Origin of the sequence: Streptomyces sp. NPDC047981 (assembly GCF_040653315.1) — a bacterium.
Lineage (GTDB): Bacteria > Actinomycetota > Actinomycetes > Streptomycetales > Streptomycetaceae > Streptomyces.
On the sequence record NZ_JBEZNQ010000006.1, the window covers coordinates 24,464 to 46,639 of the forward strand.

The window sequence follows — 22,176 nt, forward strand, 5'->3', positions numbered from 1 at the left end:
CCTCGGGTTTCGGGGTGTCCTCGTTCGCCGCCCTCAGCCGGGAACGGTGCACTCGAAGGCGTGGAGGTACGCGTTGACCGGGCGGATCTCGTCGATGACGAGCCCCGCGTCCGTCAGCCGGTCGACCATGCTCTGCCGGGTGTGCTTCGCGCCGCCGACGTTGAGGAGCAGCAGCAGGTCCATGGCGGTCGTGAACCGCATCGAGGGCGTGTCGTCCACGAGGTTCTCGATCACGACGACCCGTGCACCGGGGCGCGCCGCCCGGCGGACGTTGGCGAGCGCCCTGCGGGTGCTGTCGTCGTCCCATTCCAGGATGTTCTTGATGATGTACACGTCCGCCCGGACGGGGATGGCCTCACGGCAGTCGCCGGGCACGATCCGGACCCGGGAGGCCAGCGGACCGTCCGCCCGCAGGCGCGGATCGGCGTTCTCCACCACCCTCGGCAGATCGAGCAGCGTGCCGTGCAGGTCGGGGTGCTTCTCCAGCAGACTCGCCAGGACGTGCCCCTGACCGCCGCCGATGTCGACGACCGACGACACGCCGTGCAGATCAAGGAGGTCGGCGACGTCCTGGGCCGACTGCCGGCTCGATGTCGTCATGGCCCGGTTGAACACGTACGCGGACTCGGGCGCGTCCTCGTTGAGGTACGCGAAGAACTCCCTCTCGTACACGTCCTCGAAGACGTTGCGGCCGGAGCGCACCGCCTCGTCGAGCTTCGGCCAGACGTCCCACGTCCACGGCTCGGTGCACCACAGGGCGATGTAGCGCAGGCTCTGCGGGTCGTCCTCGCGCAGCAGCCGGGACATCTCCGTGTGGACGAAGGTGCCGTCGGCCCGTTCGGCGAAGACCCCCTGGCAGGACAGGGCGCGCAGCAGCCGGCGCAGGGTCCGCGGCTGGGTCTTGACCGCCGCCGCCAGGTCCTCCACGGTCATGGGCGTGTCGCCCAGGGCGTCGGCCACGCCCAGGCGGGCGGCCGCACGTACGGCGGCGGCGCACGCCGCCCCGAATACGAGTTCCCGCAGCCTCATGGGCGGCGGCGGAGCCGGATCAACAGTCGTCATCTGTCGCCTTGTCTGTGCAGTCGTGCCGTGGGTGAGGGAGTGGATCCGACCGTTCAGCACATGCCCGCGGGCTCCGAGACCTCGCAGGTGTTGCCGCTGAAGGTGTTGCCCTTGCCGGTGTCCCGGTTGGCCAGGTCGGCCGAACCGTTGCGCAGGACCACGTTGTCTCGGATCTCGTTGCGCTCGTTGAGGGCGCCGACGAAGCTCTTGAAGAGCACGATGCCGCCCGAGAGCGGCGAGGTGCCCACGTTGTCCTCGATCCGGTTCCGCGCGACCAGCGTCTCCTCCGCGCCGGTGAGGACGATCCCCGAGCCCTGCAGGAAGGGCAGTCGGGGCGTCTTGGGGCAGTGCTTGTTGTTGGAGTGGATGTGGTTCCCGCGCAGGCTCATCGCCCCGGCGCGCGGTGTGGACTCGTCGCCCACCACGAACACGGCGGCGCAGTTCCCGGTCGCCTCGTTGCGGTCGACGGTCAGGTTGCGCAGGCGCCGCACCGTGATGCCGATCCGGTTGCCGGAGAGACGGTTGTGGCTGATCCGGGTCCCCTCGGCGTCGACGGCCCCGGCCTCCGTGTCGGTGGTGTTGGACACGAAGAGGCCGGCGTCCGCGTTGTCCCGGGCGACGTTGTGGGTCAGCTCGCTGCGGACCGACCTCTCCAGGGCGATGCCCCAGTTGCCGTTCCTCTCGGCCGTCACCCGATGGACCTTCAGGCGGTCGGTCCGCGAGGCCCACAGACCGTTCTTGGCGAATCCCTGGAGCGTCAGCGAGCGCACGGTGACGCCCTTGACGGGGCTGCCGTCCTTGCCGGTCACGCAGATGCCGTGACCGGCCTTGGCGCAGGTGTTGTCGGCGGCGGCCTTGGAGGGTGCGATGACCGTGCGGAAGACGGTCGAGCCTCGCAGGGTCACGTCCGATGTGGTGATGCGGACGCTCTCACGGTAGGTACCGGGAGACAGCACGATGGTGTCCCCCGGCTTCGCGGCGTCCACCGCCGTCTGGATGGATTCGCCGGGCTTCACCCGGTGCACCGTGCGGCTGTGGGCCGTCGGCGTGGTCGCACCGAGCCCAGTGGCGACGAGGGCCACGGTGCAGGCCAGGAGGGAGATCTGTCGTCTGGTCATGTGCCGAAGCTATGAGGGGGCGTTCCGACCTGCCACCGCTGATCGTCCAGGCGGACCTGGGCTTACCTCCTTGCGGTCCACGCGCCGGGCGTGGCGCGCGGGTCCTGGGGGGAATCACCGCTCCGCCGTGAATCATGGTCCCGCCGGGAGCGCCTCTTCCGTGCGGGCGGGCAGGAATGGGGTTCGGATGCGCAAGTGGTGGCCCTTGACGGCGATCTGCCTGGGCACCTTCATGCTGCTCCTCGACGTCACGATCGTGGTCGTGGCGCTGCCCGCCATGGCGGCGGACCTCGGCACCACGCTCTCCGACCTGCAGTGGGTGGTCGACGTCTACGCGCTGGCCCTGGCGTCGCTGCTGCTCGGCGTCGGTTCCCGCGCCGACCGGATCGGCCGCAGGAAGGTGTACCTCGTCGGGCTGCTCGTCTTCACCGCGGCGTCGGTGATGTGCGCGGTCGCCCCGAACGCGGGGGTGCTGATCGGCGCCAGGGCGGTACAGGGCCTGGGCGCCGCCGGGATGTTCGGTACGACGATCGCGCTGCTCGGCATGCACTACAGCGGCCGGGAGCGGGGCGTCGCCTTCGCCGTGTGGGGCGCCACCAACTCGGTCGCCGCGGCGGCCGGGCCGATGGTCGGCGGACTTCTCACCCAGTACCTGGACTGGCGATGGATCTTCTTCGTCAACGTGCCGGTCTGCCTGGCCGCCGTCGTGATGACGCTGCGCTCGGTGCGCGAGGCAAGGGGCGAGGGCCGGCAGCCGGCGGACGTCCTCGGCGTGGTCACGTTCACGGTGGCGAGCGGGGCCCTCACGTTCGGGCTGATCCGAGCCCACACCGACGGCTGGACGACACCCTTCACCCTCGGCCTGTTCGCGGCGGCGGCCGCCGCCCTCACCCTCTTCGTCGTGGTCGAGACGAGGCACGAGCACCCCGTCCTCGACCTGTCGCTGTTCCGCCGGCCCTCGTTCACCGGCATCATGATCGGCGCCCTGTGCCTGCAGGGCGCCGCGTTCGCCTACCTGCTGTACGAGTCGCTGTGGATGCAGTCCGTCCTGGGGTACGGACCCGTCCGGGCAGGTCTGTACATCCTGCCCATGTGCGCCTCCGCGTTCGTCGCCTCGGCCCTCGCGGGCCGCTTCGGCCCCTGGCCGCCCCGGGCGGTCATCGCGGGAGGCCTCGCGCTCGTCGCCCTGGGCTCCGGCATGCAGGCCGGCCTCGACGCGGGGTCCTCGGGCGGCAGCCTGGCGGCGGGGCTCCTCGTCGCCGGACTGGGGGTCGGGCTCGTGACGCCGAGTCTGGCGGCGGCGGCCCTGGCCACGGTCCCGCCCGAGCGCGCGGGCATGGTGGGCGGTGCGGTCAACACCGTCCGCCAGTTGGGGTTCGCGCTGGGGATCGCCGTGTTCGGGGTGATCTTCCAGTCGCGGATCGAGGGGGTGCTGACGGCCGACGGCGGTGTCCCCGACCCGCACGGGACGGCCGCCGCGCTGAGTGGCGGACAGGCCCGGTCGGTCATCGCCGGATGGCCGGAAGGCGAGCGCGCCGAGATGGCGCGCCTGGTGCGTGAGGCGTTCGCGTCCGGCCTGAACGCGGTCCTTGTCGTGGCGGCGGCGCTGGGGGCGGTCGCCGCACTGCTCGTGGTGGCGACGGTGCGCGTCCCGGCGGGCGGCGCCGAGCCGCGGAAGCCGGGCGCGGGCGCGAGCCCGCACGGACGGGAGACGCGGGCGGACGCCGCCCGGTAGCGGCGGCGGCCACGCGGGGCGGTGTGCGGGCCCCGTCAGGGGGTCGTGGTGGACACCACGTACACGGTGGGGGACGCGGGGTCCGTGAGGTCCACGGTGATGTCCTGGCTGGGCCGGGGCTTGGTGCCGGTGACCGTGGTGGAGGACCAGACGCGGTCGGCCGGGAAGGTCCAGCCGACGATGTCCGCGTCGCGCGGGCTCACGGTGACCGTGCCGGAGGTCAGCGCGGAGCGGCTGGAGCCGACCCCGTTCAGGAAGGCGTCCAGACGGCCCGCGGTCGTCGTGAACTGGACGTACAGCCGGCTGGTCTTCCAGTTGCTGGTCTCGAAGTAGGCGACGTTCTTGCTGCCCGGTGGGATCGGCACCTCGAAGACCCGGCGCTTCATCAGCGAGGGCCAGTTGTCGCTCAGACCGGTCGCCGAGGACTCGCGCTCCTTGTCGCGGCCGCTGTCGCGGCTCTGCCCCGCGGAGATCATCAGGTACCCGGCGGGGATGCCGACGAGCAGCACGATGATGATCGCCGTCAGCCAGCGACGGCGGATCATGTGCCGCCGGTCCTCCGGCATCTTCGGGGCCTGTTCGGGAGAGGTGGTCGGGGAGGGGACGGTCATGAAGGCGGGTCCTGGGTGGTGCGGTCCTGAGAGGAGCGGGAGGAGGTGCGCGGATCGGTGGCGGCCCGGAGGACCTGGGCGTACCGCTCGTAGCGTTCGTAGCGCTCGACGCGGCGGCGGTTGGCGCGGCGGAAGCGGCGGGCGACGAGCCGGGCGAGGTCGGCGGCGCCGACCATACCGGCCTCGGGGCCGAGCTGGGCCTTGGCGATCCGGGCCTCGGGGCGGTAGCCGCGGCCGGTGAGGTGGCGCCGGAAGGCGTCCCTGGCCGGGCCGATCAGCAGGTCGTCGGCGGCGCTGACGCCGCCGCCGATGACGAAACAGGAGGGGTCGAGGGCGGCGGCCAGGTTGGCGATGCCGACGCCCAGCCACTGGCCGATGTCCTGGAGGAGCTCGACGCACATCGCGTCGCCCTCGCGCGCCAGCTCGGTGATGAGCGGTCCCGTGATGTCGGGGACGTTGCCCTTGACCCGTTCGATGATGTTGTACGCGACCGGGGAGTCGGCGGCCGCCAGCTCCTTGGCCTCGCGGACCAGGGCGTTGCCGGAGCTGTACTGCTCCCAGCAGCCGCGGTTGCCGCAGGGGCAGCGGTGGCCGCCGGGGACGACCTGCATGTGGCCGAACTCGCCGGCCACCCCGTACTTGCCGCGCTTGACCCGGCCGTCCTCCAGGATCGCGCCGCCGATGCCGGTGCCGAGCGTGATCATGACGAGGTGGTCCTCGCCGCGCCCGGCGCCGAAGCGCCACTCGGCCCAGGCGGCCGTGTTGGCGTCGTTGTCGACCATGACGGGGACGGCGAGCCGGGACTGGAGGGAGTCGCGCAGCGGCTCGTTGCGCCAGGCGAGGTGCGGGGCGAACAGGACGGTGGCCCGATCGGCGTCGACCCAGCCGGCCGCGCCGATGCCGACGGCGTGCACGTCGTGCCGGTCGGAGAGGTCCAGGACCAGCTCGACGATGGTGTCCTCGACGACCTTGGGGCTCTTGGACTTGTCCGGCGTCTCGGTGCGGACCTTCTCCAGGATCGTGCCGTCCGCGTCGACGACCCCGGCCATGACCTTCGTACCGCCGATGTCGATGCCGACGGTGGGCACCCGGGGCGCGGTCAGGTGCGAGCGCCGTTCCCGGGTGCCGACGGTCCGCAGCACCGTCGCCCGGGCGGCGCCGCGGTGGGAGAGGTCGCGGTAGGTACTCATCGGCTCGATTCTGCCAGGTGCCGTGTCGGAGGGCCGTTACGAGGACGTGGGGCGTTCCAGCTCGTGCCGCAGGTCGTCCAGCTCGCTGCCGCCCGCCATCTGCCGGGTCAACTCGTCCAGGGTGACGGAGTTCTTGGTGTGGCTGCCCGCCATGACGCCCCGCTTGAGCAGGACGAAACGGTCGCCGACGAGGTAGGCGTGGTGCGGGTTGTGGGTGATGAGGACCACGCCGAGGCCCTGGTCACGTGCGGCGGCCACGTACTTCAGGACCACGCCGGACTGTTTGACGCCGAGGGCGGCCGTCGGCTCGTCCAGGACCAGGACCTTCGCGCCGAAGTGGACCGCCCGGGCGATGGCCACGCACTGGCGCTCGCCGCCGGAGAGGGTGCCGATGGGCTGGTCGACGTCGCGCAGGTCGATGCCCATCCGGAGCAGCTCGGTCCGGGTCGTCTCGCGCATCAGCTCGACGTCGAGGCGCTTGAAGGGGCCCTTGCCCTTCGTGGGCTCGGAGCCGAGGAAGAAGTTCCGCCAGACCGGCATGAGGGGGACGACGGCCAGGTCCTGGTAGACGGTGGCGATGCCGCGGTCCAGGGCCTCGCGCGGGCTGGCCAGGGAGACCTCCTCGCCCTCGATGCGGAACGTGCCGGCGTCGTGCCGGTGCAGACCGGCGACGATCTTGATGAGGGTGGACTTGCCGGCGCCGTTGTCGCCGAGGACGCAGGTGATCTCGCCCGCGTGGACCTCCAGGGAGACCCCTTCGAGGGCGCGGATGTTGCCGTAGAACTTGCTGACGTCGTCGAGCTCGACGAGAGCAGTGGCCTCCGTGGTCATTTGGTTGCCTCCACGCGCCTGCGGATCCAGGCGTTCAGCAGCGTCGCCAGCAGGAGCATGGCGCCCAGGAAGAACTTGAACCAGTCCGGGTTCCACTCGGCGTACACGATGCCCTTGCTGGTCATGCCGAAGATGAACGCGCCGACCGCGGAGCCGATCGCGGAGCCGTAGCCGCCGGTGATCAGGCAGCCGCCGATGACGGCCGCGATGATGAAGATCAGCTCGTTGCCGACGCCCTCGCCGGACTGGACGACGTCGAAGGAGAAGAGCAGGTGCTGGCCGGAGATCCAGGCGCAGAAGGCCACGCCCAGGTAGAGGCCGATCTTGGTCCGGCGGACCGGGACGCCGACCGCGCGGGCAGCGTCGGCGCCGCCGCCGACGGCGAAGATCCAGTTGCCGAAGCGGGTGCGCAGCAGGATCCAGGTGGCGACCGCGACCAGGCCGATCCACCACAGGATGGTGACCTTGAGCTCGACGTCGCCGATGGTCAGCTGGGAGGCGAAGAGCTTCTTCGCCGAGGGGAAGCCCTCCATGTCGGCGATCGACTTCGTGGAGACCGTGCCGGAGATGAGCTTGGTGAAGCCGAGGTTCAGACCGGTCAGCATCAGGAAGGTGCCGAGGGTGATGATGAAGCTCGGGAGCTTGGTGCGGGTCAGCATGACGCCGTTGAAGACGCCGATGGCGAGGGTGACGAGCAGCGAGACCCCGACGCCGACCCAGACGTTGGCGGTCAGCTGGTAGCTGACCATCGAGGAGATCAGCGCCGAGCTGGTGACGAGGACGCCCGCCGAGAGGTCGAACTCGCCGCCGATCATCAGCAGCGCGACGGGCACCGCCATGATGCCGAGGGTGGAGGCCGCGTAGAGGACCGTGCCCAGGCTGGAGGGGGTCAGGAAGCTGTCGGCGACGAGCGAGAAGAAGACGAAGAGGGCGATCGCGCCGACGATCGAGCCGAGTTCGGGCCGCGCCAGCAGCTTCTTCAGCGGGGAGGTGCGCAGCAGCCGCTCGTCGACGTGGTCGATGCCGTCGCCCGTCGGGGCGAGACCGCTCATCGGGTGCCCCGCTCCGTGTAGCCCTTGAGCGCGGCGGCGTCTTCCTTGGTGATGATCTGCGGTCCGGTGAGGACGGGCTTGCCGCCGCCGAGGACGTCGGCGTTGTACTTGTACAGCCAGAGCAGGTCGACGGCCTCGTAGCCCTGGAGGTAGGGCTGCTGGTCCACGGCGAAGCCGAGGGCGCCGGAGGAGAGCCCGGTGGCGACCTTGGCGTTGAGGTCGAAGGTGTCGATCTCGGCGCCGGAGCCGGCGGTCTTCTTCGCCTGGACGGCGGCGTCCGCGAAGGGCGCGCCGAGGGTGACGACGGCGTCGATGGCCGGGTCGGCCTGGAGCTTGGCCTCGATGGAGGCCTGGACGTCGGGCATGTTGGTGCCGTCGACGTACAGGTTCGTCATCTCGCCGTCGAAGGTCTTCTTCGCTCCGGCGCAGCGCTGCTCGTGCCCGACGTTGCCCTGCTCGTGCAGGACGCACAGGGCCTTCTTCTTCCCTCGGTCGTCCAGCTCGTCGCCGACGGCCTCGCCCGCGACGGTCTCGTCCTGGCCGATGTGGGTGAGCGCGCCGTAGGCCTGGGACTGCTCGGAGCCGGAGTTGACGGTGATCACCGGGATGCCGGCCTTGACCGCCTTCTCGACGGCCGTCTTCATCGCGTCGGGCTTGGCGAGCGTGACGATCAGGCCGTCGACGCCCTTCGCGACGTACGAGTCGATGAGCTGGGCCTGCTGCTGCGCCTCGTCGCTGTGGGCGTAGAGGAAGTTGATGTTGTCCTTGACGGCGGCCTGCTCGGCGCCGTTCTGGACGATGTCCCAGAAGGTGTCGCCGTCGCCGGAGTGGGTCACCATGGCGAAGGTCCACCGGGGGGTGTTCACGGCCGCCTTCCCCTGGGCCGCGGCCGCCTTGCGGGCGTCCTCCGCGCGCTTCCCGCCGGTGCTGCTGCACCCCGCGAGTGCGGCGGTGAGCGCCACCGCGAGCACGGCGCCGACTGCGGCGCGTACCCCTCCTGTCCGAAGCCTGGTCACGAGGCCGTGCCCTCCTTTGTGTCCTTCTGCGTGCATTGCAGTATCGGTCATGGGGGTCGCGCGGACTTCAGTGGGTCATGAGTGGGTCATGTGCGGGTCGTGCGAGGGGTGGATCAGGGGCGGACCAGGAGCTGGAAGTCGAAGGCGTACCGCGACGCCCGGTAGAGGTGGGAGCCGAACTCGACGGCGCGCCCCGTGTCGTCGAAGGTGGTGCGTTCCATGGTGAGCAGAGGTGCTCCCTCCTCCTCGGCGAGCAGTGCGGCCTCGGCGGCCGTGGCGGCGCGGGCGCCGACGGTCTGGCGGGCGCTGTGCAGCGTGATACCGGCGCCGCGCATCAGCCGGTAAAGGCCGGTCGCCTCCAGCCGTCCCGCGTCCAGGTCGAGCAACCCGGCCGGGAGGTGGTTGCGCAGGTACGCCATGGGCTCGTCGTGTGCCGTGCGCAGCCGCTCCACGTACCGGACGTCGCTGCCCTCCGGTACGCCGAGGGCCGCGGCGACCTCGGCGGCGGCGGGTTCGACGCGGTCGACGAGGACCCGGGTGGCGGGGCGCTGCCCGGCCGCCTCCAGATCGTCGTAGAGGCTGCTCAGCTCCAGCGGACGCCGGACCTGGCTGTGCACGACCTGGGTGCCGACGCCGCGCCTGCGGACCAGGAGCCCCTTGTCGACCAGGGACTGGATGGCCTGCCGCACGGTGGGCCGGGAGAGGCCCAGCCGGTTGGCGAGGTCGATCTCGTTGCCGAGCAGGCTCCCGGGGGCGAGCGATCCGTTCTCGATGGCCGCCTCCAGCTGCCGGGCGAGCTGGTAGTAGAGCGGGACCGGGCTGGTGCGGTCCACGGCGAGGTGGGGCGGCTCGGCGGACGGGGGCTGCTTGGACACGGACGGGAGCGTAGCCCGAGGAGATGATGACAGGAAGTGGTGAAGTCCGATTGTCCTGACAAATCCTTGACAGGGTCCCGGTCCGGGACCACCTTGGGGGCCATGCGTATCGGACTGATCGGAACGGGTCGTATCGGGGCCTTCCACGCGGGCGTGCTCGCCCGGCACCCGGAGGTCGAGTCGCTGGTGGTGGCCGACGCGGACGCCGAGCGGGCGGCGCGGGTCGGCGGGGCGGTCGGGGCGGAGCCGGCACCGGACGTGGACGCGCTCCTGGAGCACCACGCGCTCGACGCCGTGGTCATCGCCTCCGCCACGGCGGCCCACGCCGAGCTGATCGGCCGCGCGGCGGGCGCCGGGCTGCCGGCCTTCTGCGAGAAGCCGATCGCCCTGGACGTGCCGGGCACGCTGGGCGCGCTGCGGGCGGTCGAGGCGGCGGGGACGGAGCTCCAGCTCGGGTTCATGCGCCGCTTCGACGCCGGGTACGCGGCCGCGCGGGAGGCGGTGCGGTCCGGGCGGCTCGGCCGGCTGCACACCGTACGGGCGGCCACCTCCGACCCGGCCCCGCCGCCCGCCGCGTATCTGCCGCTCTCCGGCGGGCTCTTCCGGGACTGCCTGGTGCACGACTTCGACATACTGCGCTGGGTGACCGGGCGGGAGGTCGTCCAGGTGTACGCGACCGGCTCGGACGCGGGCCCGGCGATGTTCCGCGAGGCCGGTGACGTGGACACGGCGGCGGCGGTGCTCACCCTGGACGACGGCACGCTGGCGACCGCGACGGCGACCCGGTGCAACGGCGCCGGGTACGACGTCCGGATGGAGCTGGCGGGCGAGCGGGACCAGATCGCGGTCGGCCTGGACGACCGGACCCCGCTCACCTCGCTGGAGCCGGCCGGCCCCGCGGCACCGGTCAAGCCGTGGACGGGGTTCCTGGAGCGGTTCGCCCCCGCGTACGAGGCCGAGCTGGACGCGTTCGTCCGGCTGGTGCGGGGCGAGGCGCCGAACCCCTGCGACGGCCGGGAGGCCCTGGAGGCGCTCCGGATCGCCGAAGCGTGCGAGCGCTCGCGGCGCGCGGGCCGCCCGGTCCGCCTGGACGAGATCCCGTCGTAGGCGGCCCGGGCGGGGCGATCCGGGCGCGGTGATCCGGGGGGGGCGATCCGGGGGGGGGCGATCCGGGGGGGGCGATCCGGGCGGGGCGATCCGCTCAGCCCGACGCCGCGAGGACCGTGCCCTGGGCGACCGCGCACAGGGTCTCGGCGCCCTCGCCGTCCACGGTCAGCAGGTCGCACCGGACGACCGCCTGGCGCCGGCCCGCGTGCACGACCGAGGCGCGGGCGCGCAGGGTCACGCCGACGGCCGGGCGGACGTACTGGATGGAGAACCCGGCCGTGAGGACCGCCGGGCCGAGGGCCGCGCCGGCCGCGAAGGTCAGCGCGTTGTCGGCGGCGTACGACAGCACCCCGCCGTGGACGAAGCCGTTCTGCTGCTGAAGTTCCTCGCGGAGGTCCACCTCCAGCGTCGCCCCGGAGTCGCCGAAGGCGGTGAGCCGGGCGCCGACGAGCCGGCTGAAGGGCTGGGCGTCGAGGACCTTCCGCGCGAGGTCGAGCCCGAAGTCCTGGGCGGGTGCGGTGTCGGTCATCGGGTCACCACCTGACGGGCAGGCGGCGCACACCGCGGATGAGCAGGCCGGGCATCCACTCCCAGGGAGCGGCTTCGGGGTCGAGTTCCAGCCGCGGGAACCGCTCCAGGAGTGTCCGGATCGCGATGGCGCCCTCCAGTCGGGCGAGCGGCGCGCCGAGACAGTAGTGCATACCGTGCCCGAAGGCGAGGTGCCCGCGCGGTTCGCGGCGGATGTCGAAGCGGTCCGGTTCGGGGAAGCGCGCCGGGTCCCGGTCGGCGCCCGCGAGGGAGACGAAGACCGGCGCGTGGGCGGGGATGTCCGTACCGCCGACGCTGGTCGCTTCCCTGGCGATCCGGAAGGTGCTCGTCTCCACCGGGCCGTCGTAGCGCATCCCTTCCTCGACGGCCCCTTCGATGAGCCCGAAGTCGGCGCGCAGGGCGGCGAGTTGGTCCGGGTGGGCGAAGAGGGCGCGCAGGGTGTTGGAGATCAGGTTGACGGTCGTCTCGTGCCCGGCGATGAGCAACAGATAGGCCATCCCGCGCAGTTCGGGCAGGGAGAGCCGGTCGCCGTCCTCGTCGCGGGTGGCGATGAGCGCGGACAGCAGGTCGTCCGCGGGCCCGGCCGCCCGCTTGTCCTCGATCAGGTCGTCGAGATACGCGCCGAAGCCCTCGACGATCTCCCGTTCGGGCGTGCCGCCGGTCGGCGCGACCAGCTCGTTCGACCAGCGGCGGAAGGAGTCGCGGTCGGCCGCCGGGACGCCGAGGAGTTCGCAGATGACGGTGATGGGCAGGGGGAAGGCGAAGGCGTCCACGAGGTCGGCCCGGCCGGCCGGCCGGGCGGCCATGGCGTCGACGAGTTCGTCGGCGAGTTCCTGCACACGCGGGCGCAGGGCCTCCACCCGCCGGGCGGTGAACTCCCGCGCGACGAGCTTGCGCAGCCGGGTGTGGTCCGGCGCGTCGACGGCGAGCAGGTTCGGGCCGATGACCTCCTCGTCGACCGGGACGAAGCCGATGACGGACGGCGACTTCACGAGCCGGGGGTCGGTGAGGGCGGCCCGGCCCTCCTCGTGACCGACGACGAGCCAGAACTCCCAGCCGTCGGGCATGCGGACGTGGTGGACGGGACCGCTCTCGCGGAGCTTGGCGTAGTAGGGATACGGGTTCGCGGTGAAGTCCGCGCCGTACTCCCCCAGATCGATGACGGACATCTCCCCACCCTAGGGCGCCGCTTTCAGCCGTCCTCGTCCAGGAGGCCCGCGTCGTGGACCAGGAGGGCGATCTGGACACGGTTGTTGAGGTCGAGTTTGGCCAGAATCCGGGAGACGTGGGTCTTGACGGTCGGCACGCTCAGATACAGGGCGGCGGCGATCTCGGCGTTGGACTGGCCTCGGCCGATGGCGACGGCCACCTCGCGTTCCCGTTCGGCGAGTTCGGCGAGGCGGTCGGTGGCGGTGGTGCGCCGGGGCGGCTCCTGCCGGCCGACGACATGCGTCATCAGCTGGCGGGTGACGGCCGGGGAGAGGACGGGCTCGCCGGAGGCGACCCGGCGCACGGCGGCGACGATCTCGGCCGGCGGGGTGTCCTTGAGGACGAAGCCGGCGGCCCCGGCCCGCAGGGCGCGCAGGACGTGTTCGTCGGCGTGGAAGGTGGTGAGGACGAGGACCTGGGGCGCGTCGGGGCGGGCGCGCAGCCGTTCGGTGGCGGTGAGGCCGTCGACGTAGGGCATCCGGATGTCCATGAGGACGACGTCGGGGGCGAGCCGGGCGACGAGGTCGGGGACGTCCCGGCCGTCGGTGCCCTCCCCCACGATCTCGATGTCGTCGGCGCCGCCGAGCATCAGGGTGAGTCCCGCGCGGACCAGGGGGTCGTCGTCGACGATGAGCAGCCGGATGGTCATGAGGGCCACGGTAGCCAGGCGTGGAGGGCGAAGCCGCCGTCGGGGGCCGGGCCGTGGTCGAGGCGCCCGCCGGCGAGGGTCGCGCGCTCGGTGAGACCGATGAGGCCCTGGCCCGATCCGGGGACGTGCGGGACGGGACCGGTGGGGGCGGGGTTGCGCACGTCGACGGTCAGGCCCTCCCCCGGGCGGCCGCGCACGGTGACGGTGACGTCGGTGCCGGGGGCGTGCTTGCGGGCGTTGGTGAGGCCCTCCTGCGCGATCCGGTAGACGGTGCGGCCGGTGGCGGCGGGGACGGCGGCCGGGTCGTCGACGGTGGTGTCCAGGACGACCTTCGCCCCGGCGGCACGGGATTCGGCGACGAGTTCGTCCAGGGTGGCCAGGGTGGGCTGGGGGCGGTCGCCCTCGCCGCCCTCGCCGGGCGCCCGCAGCACCCCGATGATCTCGCGGAGGTCCTGGAGCGCTTCGTGGGCGCTGTCGCGGATGACGCCGGCGGCCCGGGCGACCTGCTCGGGCGGGGCGTCCGGGCGGAACTCCAGGGCTCCGGCGTGGACGCTGAGCAGGGTGAGGCGATGGGCGAGCACGTCGTGCATCTCGCGGGCGATGGCCTCGCGGGCGAGCCGCTGGGCCTGCTGGGCGCGCAGCTCGGCCTCGGCCTCGGCGCGCCTGGCCCGTTCCCGCAGCGCCTCGACGAGCTGGCGCCGGGAGCGTACGAGCATGCCCCAGGCGGTCATGAGCAGGATCAGGATCAGACCGATGGCGATCCCGAGCGGCGCTCCGGTGGAGGGATCGGGCCGTACGAAGACCGAGGCGACGGAGGTGAGTGCGGCGAGCGCGCCGATCCAGGCGATCTCGCGGAACGGCCGCCGGACGGCGACGCTGAACAGGCTCACCAGGAAGGCGCCCCCGGCGACGGGTGCGACGACGCTGACGAGGGAGAGCACGACGGCGAGGCCGACGGGCCAACGGCGGCGGAGCCACAGGGCGCAGCAGGCGACGGCGCCGACGATCTGGTCCGCGAAGGCCACGGCCTCGCTGTTGTACTGGTCGCTCGCCTCGGCGGCGAGGAGGCCGACGAAGACGGCGCACAGGAAGAGCGCGGTGTCGACGACCCAGTCCCGTACGGTCCGCCGCGGCCTGCGGCCGGGCGCACCGGCGGCCGTGGGGTCGGCCATGGCCGAGGGCAGCAGCCAGGCGTAGGGGTCCGTACGTGTCATACCCCCCAACGTACGCACGACGAGGGCGTGCGGCCGGGTGCGGAGGGCCGGACGCGACCAAAGTCGCGCAGCACGAGACTTCGGTAGCACCGGCTCGGTCCTCCGGACGGACGCGGGCCGTACGGGCGGCGAACCATGATCGCCGCATGAAGAAGATTCTCGAGTTCGTGGGTGGCGTGATCCTCGTCGGAGGCATCGCGGGGGTGCTGCGCGAGCTGACCGGCTGGTTCCCCTTCATGGGCTTCACCCGGTTCCTCACGGAGAACGTCTGGTTCCTCGAGGACCGCGAGATCCTCGCCAACAGCGCCATCGCGGTCGTCGGCTTCGCGATCGTCATGATCGCCGACACCAGGCGCCGGACGTGAGGCGGAGCCGCGGCGGACCGGTTGCCCCGGACGGGTCCCGGGCCGTGCGCGGCTGAGCCAGGTGTAGTGGAGTGGGTGGATCCGGGCGGCAGGGACGGACGTCGCACCGGGCCGCGACACCGACAGGGGGCGACCGACGTGAGCGGACAGAACGCCCCGGGTGCGGCCGGGCCGGCGGCCCGGCGGGACGAGGTCGTCGGCGAGTCCCGCTGGCCGATGGCCACCGCCGTCGTCCTCGCCATGGTGCTGACCCTGCTGCTCCCCGACGACCTGCGGCTGGCGCCCAAGTGGGTGCTCCCCAGCGTCGAGGGCCTGCTCCTGCTGGCGCTGATCGCGGGTGACCCCGGCCGGATCGACCGCCGCTCCGCCGCCCTGCGCGCCGTGGCGATCGCCCTGGTCGGCGCGCTGGCGGTCGGCGCCGTCTGGTCGACCGTCCAGCTGGTCGACGACATCGTCCACGGCGGGAAGGAGACCGCCTCCGCCGCGGGTCTGCTGCAGACCGGCGGCACCGTCTGGGCCGGTACCGTCCTCGCCTTCTCCCTGCTGTACTTCGAGCTCGACGGCGGTGGCGCGGCGGCCCGCGCCCACCGGATGCCGGCCGCGCCCGCCCTCGCCTTCCCGCAGCAGCTCAGCCCCGAACTCAGCACCCCCGACTGGCGCCCGCGGTACGTCGACTACCTCTATCTCGGACTCACCAACGCCACGGCGTTCAGCCCGACCGACGTCATGCCGCTGGCGCCCTGGGCCAAGATCGCGATGGCGGTCCAGTCGCTCGTCTCCCTGCTGATCCTCGGCCTCGTGATCGCCCGCGCCGTCAACGTACTCGCCTAGACAGCCCTGACACCCGCCCGAAAGGCGCGGTTCGTCCCCCTGGGGATAGAGTCGGCGGGTGGCCAGTGGCACCGAGCACGCCGAGGGAGCGGGACCGTTCACGACCCGGCTCACCTGGCGGCTCGTGGACGGGGGCACCGCGGTCTGGGAGTCGCGTCTGGCGCGCAAGCGGGCGCGGTTGACCGTGCACGCCGCCGGGGAGCCGGAGCCCCGCTCCCGGACGGCGGACAGCGTGGCGGTCGGCCGGGCGCGCCGGCTCAACGCCGTGGCCGCGGGAGCGTTCACGGTCGGCGGGGCGCTCTTCGCACTCGGGGCGGGCCTGGCCCAGTTCGGTGCGGTGACGGGGGCCTGGATCTACTTCGTCGGCGGCCTGTTCTTCAACACCGGCGGGTACGCCTCGCTCCTCCAGGCCGTCAACACCCCCGTGCGGGAGGGTGCGGTCGGGGGACTCACCACCCGGCCCTGGTCGTGGTGGCGCTACGAGCCCGCGCGGATCGACTGGCTCAGCGCGTTCCTGTTGTTCGCCGGCACGATCGTCTTCGGCATCAATCTGGTGGGCTCCCTGCTGCACGGGCTCTCGGTGCAGCAGGAGAACCGGCTGATCTGGACCCCCGACATGATCGGCTGCGTCCTCTTCCTGGTCTCGGGGCACCTCGCCCTGGTCGAGGTCTGCCACGGCCGGCCCCGCGTGCGCGCGCACGAACTCGCCTGGTGGATCGTCGCGGTCAACCAGCTCGGCTCGGTCCTCTTCATGGTGTCGGCCCTCGCCGCCTTCACCCGGCCCGCGACCGGCGGCCTGGTGAACGTCGACATCGCCAACTGGGGCACCCTGGCCGGCGCGGTGTGCTTCGCCGTCGGCGGGGTGCTCCAGTTCTGGGAACGCCCCTGAACCCGCCGGACAGGCCCTAGGAGGAGCGTCGCTCCCGCGCGTCGCTCGCCTCGTTGAGGCGGGTGACCTCGGCGAGGTGCTCGGCCATCCGGTGGGAGACGGAGCCGCTGGTCCAGAGGATCCCGCCGATCACGGCGAAGGGGATCGAGCCGGCGAGGACGGCCGTCATCTCGGGCCAGTCGCGTTCGGCGACGCACGAGCTGCGCTGGCTGTGCAGGTACTCGGAACTCCAGCGGGACTCGCACTCGTCCTCGTCGCGGCCGTCCGCGGTGGTGTACGGGAAGAAGATCCCGGCCGCGAAGCAGATCCACAGCAGACCGGCGACGGCGAGCAGCCCGAGCCCCCAGCCCTGGGTCCTCCGGGCGCGGGCACGGAAGTCTATGTCGTACGGCAGTGAACGCATGGGGCAAGAACCTACCGGGCGCCCTCGTCGGCGGCCCGGCGGCCCCAACTCGTGCCCGCGAGCACGAGAACGGCTCCCACGACCCCCAGGGCGCCGGGGCGGTCGCCGGCGATCGCGATGCCCGCGGCGGCGGCCCACAGCGGTTCGGTGCCGAGCAGCAGGCTGACCCGGGACGGCGAGGTGCGGCGGACCGCCCACATTTGCACGAAGAAGGCGAAGAGCGTACAGAAGACGGAGAGGAAGAGCAGTCCGGCCCATTCGCGCGGGCCGAAGTCGAGCGCCACCGACCAGGGCGAGGCGCCCGTGCCGGGGACGGCGGCGAGCAGCGCGAAGACGGCGACGGCCGAGCCGAGCTGGACGGTGGTGAGGGAGAGCGAGTCGGCGTCCTGGACGGCCTTGAGCCGGGCCATCGCCATGACGTGCACGGTACGGGCGAGGGCGGCGAGCAGCATCAGGAGGTCGCCGAGCGACGGGGTGGTGAAGCCGGCGCCCTGGGTCAGCAGCAGCACGCCGGCCACCGAGAGCCCGGCGGCGCCGAGGAAGGCGCGGGAGGGCCGGATCCGGGTGACGGCGGCCTCGGCGAGCGGGGTGAGGATCATGGTGAGGCTGATGATCAGGCCCGCGTTGGTGGCGGAGGTGTGGACGACGCCGTAGGTCTCCAGGAGGAAGATCCCGCTGAGGATCAGTCCGAGGAGGCCCGCGCCGCGCCACTGGGCCGCGCGCAGCGCCCGCAGCCCGCGCCACCCGGCGACGGCGAGCGCGGGCAGGACGACGGCGAAGCGCAGCACCAGGACGGCGACGACGGTGTGCGTGGTGGTGATGCCCTTGGCGGCGAGGTAGCTGGCGCCCCAGACGACGGCGACGAGGAGCACCGGAAGGTCGGTGAGCCAGGCGCGGCGCGGGGCGCGGTACGGCAGGGATGCGGCGATCGTGGACATCGGGGCGGCCTGCTCCAACACGTCGGACGGGGTGGAGACTTCAGCGGCTCGCACACGGGACGATCACCGTACCGGGAGAGTCCGGTGGTGGCTACACCTTTCCTCGGGGCTCGGCTACTCGAAGGTTCCGTACTCGGGGCGGCCGGCCGGCTCGTAGGTGTTGATGGAGATGCCTTTGCTCGTGGTCCTGGAGGCGATGTTGCGGAACGCGGTGGGCTTGGCGCCCTCGGCGAAGAGCCGGAAGCCGGTGCCGAGGACGATGGGGAAGACGAGCAGGTGGAGCGTGTCGATGAGGTCGGCCGCCAGCAGGGTCCGCGCGAGCCCTCCGCTGCCGTGCATCTGGATCTCGCCGTCGACGCGGTCCTTCAGCGCCGCGACCTCCTGGACGGCGTCGCCGGAGAGGATCGTCGTCGGATCCCAGTCGGCCGACTTCAGCGTGCGGGAGACGACGTACTTGGGGAGGGCGTTGAGCTGGGAGGCGATGGGGTTGGCGGGGTCGGTCTGCTTGGGCCAGTAGGAGGCGAAGATCTCGTAGGTGTGACGGCCGAGCAGGAAGGCGGCGGGGCGGCCGAAGACCTCGTCGACGAATGCGCCGAAGTCGTCGTCGTCGAACGGGAAGGCCCAGCCGCCGTGCTCGAAGCCGCCCCTGCGGTCCTCGTCGGGGCCGCCGGGCGCCTGGTAGATGCCGTCGAGCGTCACGAACTGGGTGAGGGAGAGCTTGCCCATGGTGGTGCCCCTTCGCTGCGGGTGCCGCTGTGCGGACCGGGTGCGTGCCCCCGGTCCATCGTGTCTCACAAGCTCTGACCGCACCGCTCGGCGAATTCATCGGTGTACGGGACGCCTGATCGTCGATGTCCGATTGCCGCCAGCACCCTCTCGCCGCGCCGCCTTTGATTGAACCCGCAACGAATGACAGGTGCTTCTTACGGAGGTTTCGAGATGTCCACGAGGAACGGGCTCGACGGCAAGGCGGTCCTGGTGACGGGCGGCAGCCGGGGAATCGGCGCGGCCACGGCGCTGCGGCTCGCCCAGGAGGGCGCGGACGTGGCGTTCACCTACGTCTCGGGCGAGGAACGGGCGAAGGAGGTGGCCGCGGGCATCGAGGCGGCGGGGCGCACGGCGCTCCCCCTGCGGGCCGACGCGGCGGACGCGGGCGACGCGGCGGGCGCGGTGGAGTGGGCGGCGGACGCGTTCGGCAGGCTCGACGTGCTGGTCAACAACGCCGGGGTCGGGGTGATCGCCCCGCTGGACACGCTGGCCCTCGCGGACGTGGACCGGGTCCTCGCGGTGAACGTACGGGCGGCGTTCCTGGCCGCCCAGGCGGCGGCCGGGCGGATGGAGCGGGACGGCAGGATCGTCACCGTCGGCTCGTGCATGACCGCGCGCGTTCCCGGGCCCGGAGGGACGCTCTACGCGATGAGCAAATCGGCCCTGATCGGCCTGAACAGGGCCCTCGCCCGGGAGCTCGGCGGTCGCGGCATCACCGCGAACATCGTCCACCCCGGCCCGATCGACACCGACATGAACCCGGTGGACGGCCCGTACGCGGCGGACCAGGCGGCCCTGACGGCACTGGGCCGCTTCGGCACGGCGGAGGAGGTCGCCGCGACGGTGGCGTTCCTCGCGGGCCCGGCCGCGGCGTACGTGACGGGCGCGGAGTTCGCGGTGGACGGCGGACACGCGGCGTAGGGGGGCAAGGCGATGGAGCCCTGAGAGTAGGGGGGCAATGCGCTGGAGCCCTGAGAAGAGGGGAGATTTCGCGAGGGCGCGCCGGTGCTGTCGGTCGGCGCGCCCTCGCGGGCCGGGCGGGGTGTCGTTACCCGCCCAGTTCCTGGTGGCGGGCCGTCAGGCGCGCCGCGCCCTCCTCGGTGAGCGAACCGAAGAGGCGGAGGCGGGAGATGCCGCCGTCGGGGTAGATGTCGATCCGGACGCGGGAGCCGACCGCCGGGGTGTCGAGCACGAAGCGGTGGTTGGTGTCCGGCTGGAGGCGGGTCCTGGGCAGGATCTCCGTCCAGTCCTCGGAGCCCTCGGCGGCGACGGAGAGCGCCGCCCAGCCCGCGCTGTTGCCCTTGAGGTACGCGGTGTCGATCTCGACGGCGCGGATCTCCGACTCGGCGGCCAGGCTGTAGCGGATCCAGTCGTTGCCCTTGTCGCGGCGGCGCCGCGTCTCCCAGCCGTCGTCCATCTTGCGGGAGCGCCCCGGCTGGATGGTGTTGGTGGCCGGCGAGTAGAAGCGGTCGGAGGCGTCCTCGACCTGGCCGCCGTTCTCCAGGGCCGCGAGGTCGAAGGTGCCGAGAACGGCCAGCCAGCGCGGGTCGGGGGCGACCTCGCCGTGGACCCGCAGTCGGGCGATGCCGCCGTCGGGGTGCTGGTTGACGCGCAGGTGCGTGAAGCGCTGCTCGACGTCGACGGCGAAGCCGTTGGCGGCGTGGCCGCCGATCGCGGTGCGCGGGACGAGCGTCGTCCACTTCACGTCGTCCGCGAGCAGCTCCTCCGGCGACGGGGAGCCGGCGACCGAGGCGGCCTCCACGGAGACGGCCTGCGGGTAGTTGCCGCGGAAGTGCGCGGTGTCGACGACGATGCCGCGTACGACGCCGGGGGCGCCGAGGCGTACGAGGGCCCAGTCGTGGTCGTCCTCGGTCGGGTGGGGCTGCTGGGCCGAGACACCGCGGCGGCGGCGGGTCTCCCAGCCGTCCATGATCTTGCCCTTGTGGCCGAAGTGCTCGGGGTCGAACTCGGCGGCCTCGGGCTTCAGCATGTTCTCGCGCTCGGCGAAGAACTCGTCGTTGGCGGCGATCACGCCAGCGCCGAGGCGCCGGTCGGCCAGGTCCGCGTACTGCGTGAACGGGAAGTCCGCGGTGCGGTAGTCCGCGTACGGGTCACCGCCGCCGTAGGGGCTGGCGTCGCCGGTGAAGGAGGGTATGCCGGTCACGGGTCAGTTGGTCCTTTCGAGGAGGCGGCCGGTGGGCTCGGCGAGGGTGCCGCGGTCGGCGATGCGCTCACCGCGCAGCCAGGTGGAGGTCACGACGCCGTGCAGGGTCTTGCCCGCGTAGGCGGTGACGCGGTTGCGGTGCTCCAGCTCGGCGGGGTCGACGGTGAAGGTCGCCTCGGGGTCGAGCACGGCGAAGTCGGCGTCGCGGCCCACCTCGATCGCGCCCTTCCGGTCGAGGCCCGCGAGGGCGGCGGGTCCCGCGGACATCCAGCGGACGACGTCGGCCAGGTCGTGGCCGCGGCGGCGGGCCTCGGTCCAGATGGCCGGCAGGCCGAGCTGGAGCGAGGAGATGCCGCCCCAGGCGGAGGCGAAGTCGGGGGTCTTGAGGTCGGCGGTGGAGGGCGAGTGGTCGGAGACGATGCAGTCGATCGTGCCGTCGGCCAGGCCTTCCCAGAGCGCGTCCTGGTTCGAGGCCTCGCGGATGGGCGGGCAGCACTTGAACTCGGTGGCGCCGTCCGGGATCTCCTCCGCCGTGAGGGTGAGGAAGTGCGGGCATGACTCGACGGTGACCTTGATGCCCTCGGCCTTCGCGGCCCGGATGAGCGGCAGCGCGTCGGAGGAGGAGAGGTGCAGCACGTGGACGCGGGCGTTGAGCCTGCGGGCCTGGTTGATCAGGTTCTCGATCGCCGTGTTCTCGGCGTCGCGCGGCCGGGAGGCGAGGAAGTCGGCGTACTTCTCGCCGGCCTTCTGCGGGGCGGCCTCCAGGTGGTGCGGGTCCTCGGCGTGCACGATCATCAGGCCGTCGAAGCCGGCGATCTCGGCCAGCGAGTTCGCCAGCTGCTCCTGGTCGAGCTGCGGGAACTCGTCGACGCCGGAGGGCGAGAGGAAGCACTTGAAGCCGTAGACACCGGCGTCGTGGAGCGGGCGCAGGTCCTTGACGTTGTCGGGCAGCGCGCCGCCCCAGAAGCCGACGTCGATGTGGGCCTTGGCGCGGGCGACGTCCTGCTTGATCCGCAGGTGCTCGACCGTGGTGGTGGGCGGGAGCGAGTTCAGCGGCATGTCGAGCAGCGTGGTGATGCCACCGGCGGCCGCGGCGCGGGTGGCGGTCCAGAAGCCCTCCCATTCCGTGCGGCCGGGGTCGTTCACGTGCACATGGGTGTCGACGAGCCCGGGGAGGACGACGTCGTCGCCGACGTCCTCGAGCCGGGCGCCGGCCGGTACCTCGGCGTCGTACGGCAGCACACCGGCGATCGTTCCGCCGGACACGGCGATCGACGCGGCCCGCGTCCCCTCGGGGGTGATGACGCGAGTCGAGCGCAGTACCAGGTTGACGTCCACCCGTACCCCTTCCAGCAAGAATTTCAACGAACTGTTGAAGGAGTCTTCACTCAGGACGACATGTCGTCAAGGGCACACTTCCAGCATGAGGCCGCTCGGCCGTGCCGCCCGGCGGGCCACCGGAGGCCGCTTGGATGTTTCCATGAAGTGGAATGGAAATTTCGTACAGTAGAACGTAGCTCCGTACATGCGGGGTGGAGACGGATGCCCCCGGGCACCCGCCGACACCGGACAAACACCCCTTGACCGGCCTTTACGCCGG

Annotated in this window: 23 protein-coding genes; 6 read left to right on the plus strand and 17 right to left on the minus strand. The window is 72.3% G+C overall.

All coding sequences use genetic code 11. The features are described 5' to 3' along the window. Positions 1 to 33: 33 nt before the first annotated feature. Together AB0E14_RS05625 and AB0E14_RS05630 are read right to left on the minus strand one after the other, a co-directional pair. Positions 34 to 1,062 (minus strand): methyltransferase, encoded by a 1,029-nt coding sequence (locus AB0E14_RS05625; protein ID WP_362412490.1) that lies wholly within the window; start codon positions 1,060 to 1,062, stop codon positions 34 to 36. Positions 1,063 to 1,115: 53 nt separating this feature from the next. Continuing rightward, complete coding sequence (locus AB0E14_RS05630; protein ID WP_362412493.1) at positions 1,116 to 2,180, minus strand: right-handed parallel beta-helix repeat-containing protein; 1,065 nt, start codon at positions 2,178 to 2,180, stop codon at positions 1,116 to 1,118. A 187-nt stretch (positions 2,181 to 2,367) separates the two neighbouring features. On the opposite strand from AB0E14_RS05630, the gene AB0E14_RS05635 reads away from it, so the two are divergent. After that, a complete protein-coding gene (locus AB0E14_RS05635) occupies positions 2,368 to 3,915 on the plus strand; it encodes an MFS transporter (RefSeq protein ID WP_362412496.1) in 1,548 nt (515 codons plus the stop codon). 35 nt (positions 3,916 to 3,950) lie between these two features. Here AB0E14_RS05635 and AB0E14_RS05640 read toward each other — a convergent pair whose 3' ends face one another. The 6 genes from AB0E14_RS05640 to AB0E14_RS05665 all read right to left on the minus strand — a co-directional run bounded on the left by AB0E14_RS05640 (position 3,951) and on the right by AB0E14_RS05665 (position 9,448). After that, a complete protein-coding gene (locus AB0E14_RS05640) occupies positions 3,951 to 4,526 on the minus strand; it encodes a hypothetical protein (RefSeq protein WP_362412499.1) in 576 nt (191 codons plus the stop codon). Continuing rightward, a complete protein-coding gene (locus tag AB0E14_RS05645; RefSeq protein WP_362412502.1) occupies positions 4,523 to 5,716 on the minus strand; it encodes an ROK family glucokinase in 1,194 nt (397 codons plus the stop codon). Before AB0E14_RS05645 ends, AB0E14_RS05640 begins: the two co-directional genes overlap by 4 nt. A gap of 36 nt (positions 5,717 to 5,752) precedes the next feature. Beyond that, positions 5,753 to 6,547, minus strand: coding sequence for an ATP-binding cassette domain-containing protein (locus tag AB0E14_RS05650; RefSeq protein WP_362412506.1), 795 nt, complete (start codon positions 6,545 to 6,547; stop codon positions 5,753 to 5,755). Further along, complete coding sequence (locus AB0E14_RS05655) at positions 6,544 to 7,599, minus strand: ABC transporter permease (RefSeq protein WP_362412509.1); 1,056 nt, start codon at positions 7,597 to 7,599, stop codon at positions 6,544 to 6,546. The genes AB0E14_RS05650 and AB0E14_RS05655 overlap by 4 nt, the downstream gene beginning before the upstream one ends. Then, positions 7,596 to 8,615: a sugar ABC transporter substrate-binding protein gene (locus tag AB0E14_RS05660; RefSeq protein WP_362412512.1), complete on the minus strand. Its 1,020-nt coding sequence runs from the start codon at positions 8,613 to 8,615 to the stop codon at positions 7,596 to 7,598. Before AB0E14_RS05660 ends, AB0E14_RS05655 begins: the two co-directional genes overlap by 4 nt. A gap of 113 nt (positions 8,616 to 8,728) precedes the next feature. After that, positions 8,729 to 9,448, minus strand: a complete 720-nt coding sequence (locus tag AB0E14_RS05665; RefSeq protein WP_362412883.1) for a GntR family transcriptional regulator — start codon at positions 9,446 to 9,448, stop codon at positions 8,729 to 8,731. A gap of 144 nt (positions 9,449 to 9,592) precedes the next feature. Here AB0E14_RS05665 and AB0E14_RS05670 point away from each other — a divergent pair, with 144 nt between their 5' ends. Next, on the plus strand, positions 9,593 to 10,597 hold the full coding sequence (locus AB0E14_RS05670; protein WP_362412515.1) for a Gfo/Idh/MocA family oxidoreductase: 1,005 nt from the start codon (positions 9,593 to 9,595) through the stop codon (positions 10,595 to 10,597). A 94-nt stretch (positions 10,598 to 10,691) separates the two neighbouring features. Here the strand turns inward: AB0E14_RS05670 and AB0E14_RS05675 are convergent, their stop codons facing one another. Genes AB0E14_RS05675 through AB0E14_RS05690 form a run of 4 tightly spaced genes read right to left on the minus strand, consistent with a single transcriptional unit; the run spans position 10,692 to position 14,218 of the window. Beyond that, complete coding sequence (locus AB0E14_RS05675; RefSeq protein ID WP_362412518.1) at positions 10,692 to 11,126, minus strand: PaaI family thioesterase; 435 nt, start codon at positions 11,124 to 11,126, stop codon at positions 10,692 to 10,694. A gap of 4 nt (positions 11,127 to 11,130) precedes the next feature. Beyond that, complete coding sequence (locus AB0E14_RS05680) at positions 11,131 to 12,315, minus strand: cytochrome P450 (RefSeq protein WP_362412521.1); 1,185 nt, start codon at positions 12,313 to 12,315, stop codon at positions 11,131 to 11,133. Between the two features lie 23 nt (positions 12,316 to 12,338). Continuing rightward, positions 12,339 to 13,004 (minus strand): response regulator transcription factor, encoded by a 666-nt coding sequence (locus AB0E14_RS05685; protein WP_362412524.1) that lies wholly within the window; start codon positions 13,002 to 13,004, stop codon positions 12,339 to 12,341. Beyond that, the gene (locus tag AB0E14_RS05690; protein WP_362412527.1) at positions 13,001 to 14,218 is read right to left on the minus strand and encodes a histidine kinase; all 1,218 of its coding nucleotides are present in this window, start codon (positions 14,216 to 14,218) and stop codon (positions 13,001 to 13,003) included. Before AB0E14_RS05690 ends, AB0E14_RS05685 begins: the two co-directional genes overlap by 4 nt. Positions 14,219 to 14,364: 146 nt before the next feature. Between AB0E14_RS05690 and AB0E14_RS05695 the strand changes: the two genes are divergently transcribed. The 3 genes from AB0E14_RS05695 (at position 14,365) to AB0E14_RS05705 (ending at position 16,303) form a co-directional block, all read left to right on the plus strand. After that, on the plus strand, positions 14,365 to 14,583 hold the full coding sequence (locus AB0E14_RS05695) for a hypothetical protein (protein ID WP_362412530.1): 219 nt from the start codon (positions 14,365 to 14,367) through the stop codon (positions 14,581 to 14,583). A 138-nt stretch (positions 14,584 to 14,721) separates the two neighbouring features. Beyond that, positions 14,722 to 15,414: a hypothetical protein gene (locus AB0E14_RS05700; RefSeq protein ID WP_362412533.1), complete on the plus strand. Its 693-nt coding sequence runs from the start codon at positions 14,722 to 14,724 to the stop codon at positions 15,412 to 15,414. Positions 15,415 to 15,472: 58 nt separating this feature from the next. Then, positions 15,473 to 16,303 carry a hypothetical protein gene (locus tag AB0E14_RS05705; RefSeq protein WP_362412536.1) on the plus strand — a complete coding sequence of 277 codons (831 nt, stop codon included), beginning with the start codon at positions 15,473 to 15,475 and terminating at the stop codon, positions 16,301 to 16,303. 16 nt (positions 16,304 to 16,319) lie between these two features. Here AB0E14_RS05705 and AB0E14_RS05710 read toward each other — a convergent pair whose 3' ends face one another. The 3 genes from AB0E14_RS05710 to AB0E14_RS05720 all read right to left on the minus strand — a co-directional run bounded on the left by AB0E14_RS05710 (position 16,320) and on the right by AB0E14_RS05720 (position 18,370). Next, positions 16,320 to 16,706, minus strand: a complete 387-nt coding sequence (locus tag AB0E14_RS05710) for a hypothetical protein (RefSeq protein ID WP_362412539.1) — start codon at positions 16,704 to 16,706, stop codon at positions 16,320 to 16,322. A gap of 11 nt (positions 16,707 to 16,717) precedes the next feature. Then, the gene (locus tag AB0E14_RS05715; RefSeq protein WP_362412887.1) at positions 16,718 to 17,644 is read right to left on the minus strand and encodes a DMT family transporter; all 927 of its coding nucleotides are present in this window, start codon (positions 17,642 to 17,644) and stop codon (positions 16,718 to 16,720) included. A gap of 114 nt (positions 17,645 to 17,758) precedes the next feature. Further along, entirely contained in the window at positions 17,759 to 18,370 is a 612-nt protein-coding gene (locus tag AB0E14_RS05720) for a dihydrofolate reductase family protein (protein ID WP_362412542.1), read from the minus strand. 213 nt (positions 18,371 to 18,583) lie between these two features. On the opposite strand from AB0E14_RS05720, the gene AB0E14_RS05725 reads away from it, so the two are divergent. Further along, the gene (locus AB0E14_RS05725; protein ID WP_362412545.1) at positions 18,584 to 19,333 is read left to right on the plus strand and encodes an SDR family oxidoreductase; all 750 of its coding nucleotides are present in this window, start codon (positions 18,584 to 18,586) and stop codon (positions 19,331 to 19,333) included. Between the two features lie 127 nt (positions 19,334 to 19,460). Here the strand turns inward: AB0E14_RS05725 and alc are convergent, their stop codons facing one another. Next, a complete protein-coding gene (gene alc, locus AB0E14_RS05730) occupies positions 19,461 to 20,576 on the minus strand; it encodes an allantoicase (RefSeq protein ID WP_362412548.1) in 1,116 nt (371 codons plus the stop codon). Between the two features lie 3 nt (positions 20,577 to 20,579). Next, the gene (gene allB / locus AB0E14_RS05735) at positions 20,580 to 21,914 is read right to left on the minus strand and encodes an allantoinase AllB (RefSeq protein ID WP_362412550.1); all 1,335 of its coding nucleotides are present in this window, start codon (positions 21,912 to 21,914) and stop codon (positions 20,580 to 20,582) included. Between the last annotated feature and the right edge of the window lie 262 nt (positions 21,915 to 22,176).

Excerpts from the sequence above, each read along its gene's own strand:
- AB0E14_RS05650 (WP_362412506.1), bottom strand. The coding sequence starts at position 6,547 with ATGACCACGGAGGCCACTGCTCTCGTCGAGCTCGACGACGTCAGCAAG.
- AB0E14_RS05655 (WP_362412509.1), bottom strand. The coding sequence starts at position 7,599 with ATGAGCGGTCTCGCCCCGACGGGCGACGGCATCGACCACGTCGACGAG.
- AB0E14_RS05630 (WP_362412493.1), bottom strand. The coding sequence starts at position 2,180 with ATGACCAGACGACAGATCTCCCTCCTGGCCTGCACCGTGGCCCTCGTC.
- AB0E14_RS05635 (WP_362412496.1), top strand. The coding sequence starts at position 2,368 with ATGCGCAAGTGGTGGCCCTTGACGGCGATCTGCCTGGGCACCTTCATG.
- AB0E14_RS05725 (WP_362412545.1), top strand. The coding sequence starts at position 18,584 with ATGTCCACGAGGAACGGGCTCGACGGCAAGGCGGTCCTGGTGACGGGC.
- AB0E14_RS05720 (WP_362412542.1), bottom strand. The coding sequence starts at position 18,370 with ATGGGCAAGCTCTCCCTCACCCAGTTCGTGACGCTCGACGGCATCTAC.
- AB0E14_RS05625 (WP_362412490.1), bottom strand. The coding sequence starts at position 1,062 with ATGACGACTGTTGATCCGGCTCCGCCGCCGCCCATGAGGCTGCGGGAA.
- AB0E14_RS05690 (WP_362412527.1), bottom strand. The coding sequence starts at position 14,218 with ATGACACGTACGGACCCCTACGCCTGGCTGCTGCCCTCGGCCATGGCC.
- AB0E14_RS05715 (WP_362412887.1), bottom strand. The coding sequence starts at position 17,644 with ATGTCCACGATCGCCGCATCCCTGCCGTACCGCGCCCCGCGCCGCGCC.
- AB0E14_RS05675 (WP_362412518.1), bottom strand. The coding sequence starts at position 11,126 with ATGACCGACACCGCACCCGCCCAGGACTTCGGGCTCGACCTCGCGCGG.
- AB0E14_RS05710 (WP_362412539.1), bottom strand. The coding sequence starts at position 16,706 with ATGCGTTCACTGCCGTACGACATAGACTTCCGTGCCCGCGCCCGGAGG.
- AB0E14_RS05670 (WP_362412515.1), top strand. The coding sequence starts at position 9,593 with ATGCGTATCGGACTGATCGGAACGGGTCGTATCGGGGCCTTCCACGCG.
- AB0E14_RS05695 (WP_362412530.1), top strand. The coding sequence starts at position 14,365 with ATGAAGAAGATTCTCGAGTTCGTGGGTGGCGTGATCCTCGTCGGAGGC.
- AB0E14_RS05685 (WP_362412524.1), bottom strand. The coding sequence starts at position 13,004 with ATGACCATCCGGCTGCTCATCGTCGACGACGACCCCCTGGTCCGCGCG.
- AB0E14_RS05640 (WP_362412499.1), bottom strand. The coding sequence starts at position 4,526 with ATGACCGTCCCCTCCCCGACCACCTCTCCCGAACAGGCCCCGAAGATG.
- AB0E14_RS05645 (WP_362412502.1), bottom strand. The coding sequence starts at position 5,716 with ATGAGTACCTACCGCGACCTCTCCCACCGCGGCGCCGCCCGGGCGACG.
- AB0E14_RS05680 (WP_362412521.1), bottom strand. The coding sequence starts at position 12,315 with ATGTCCGTCATCGATCTGGGGGAGTACGGCGCGGACTTCACCGCGAAC.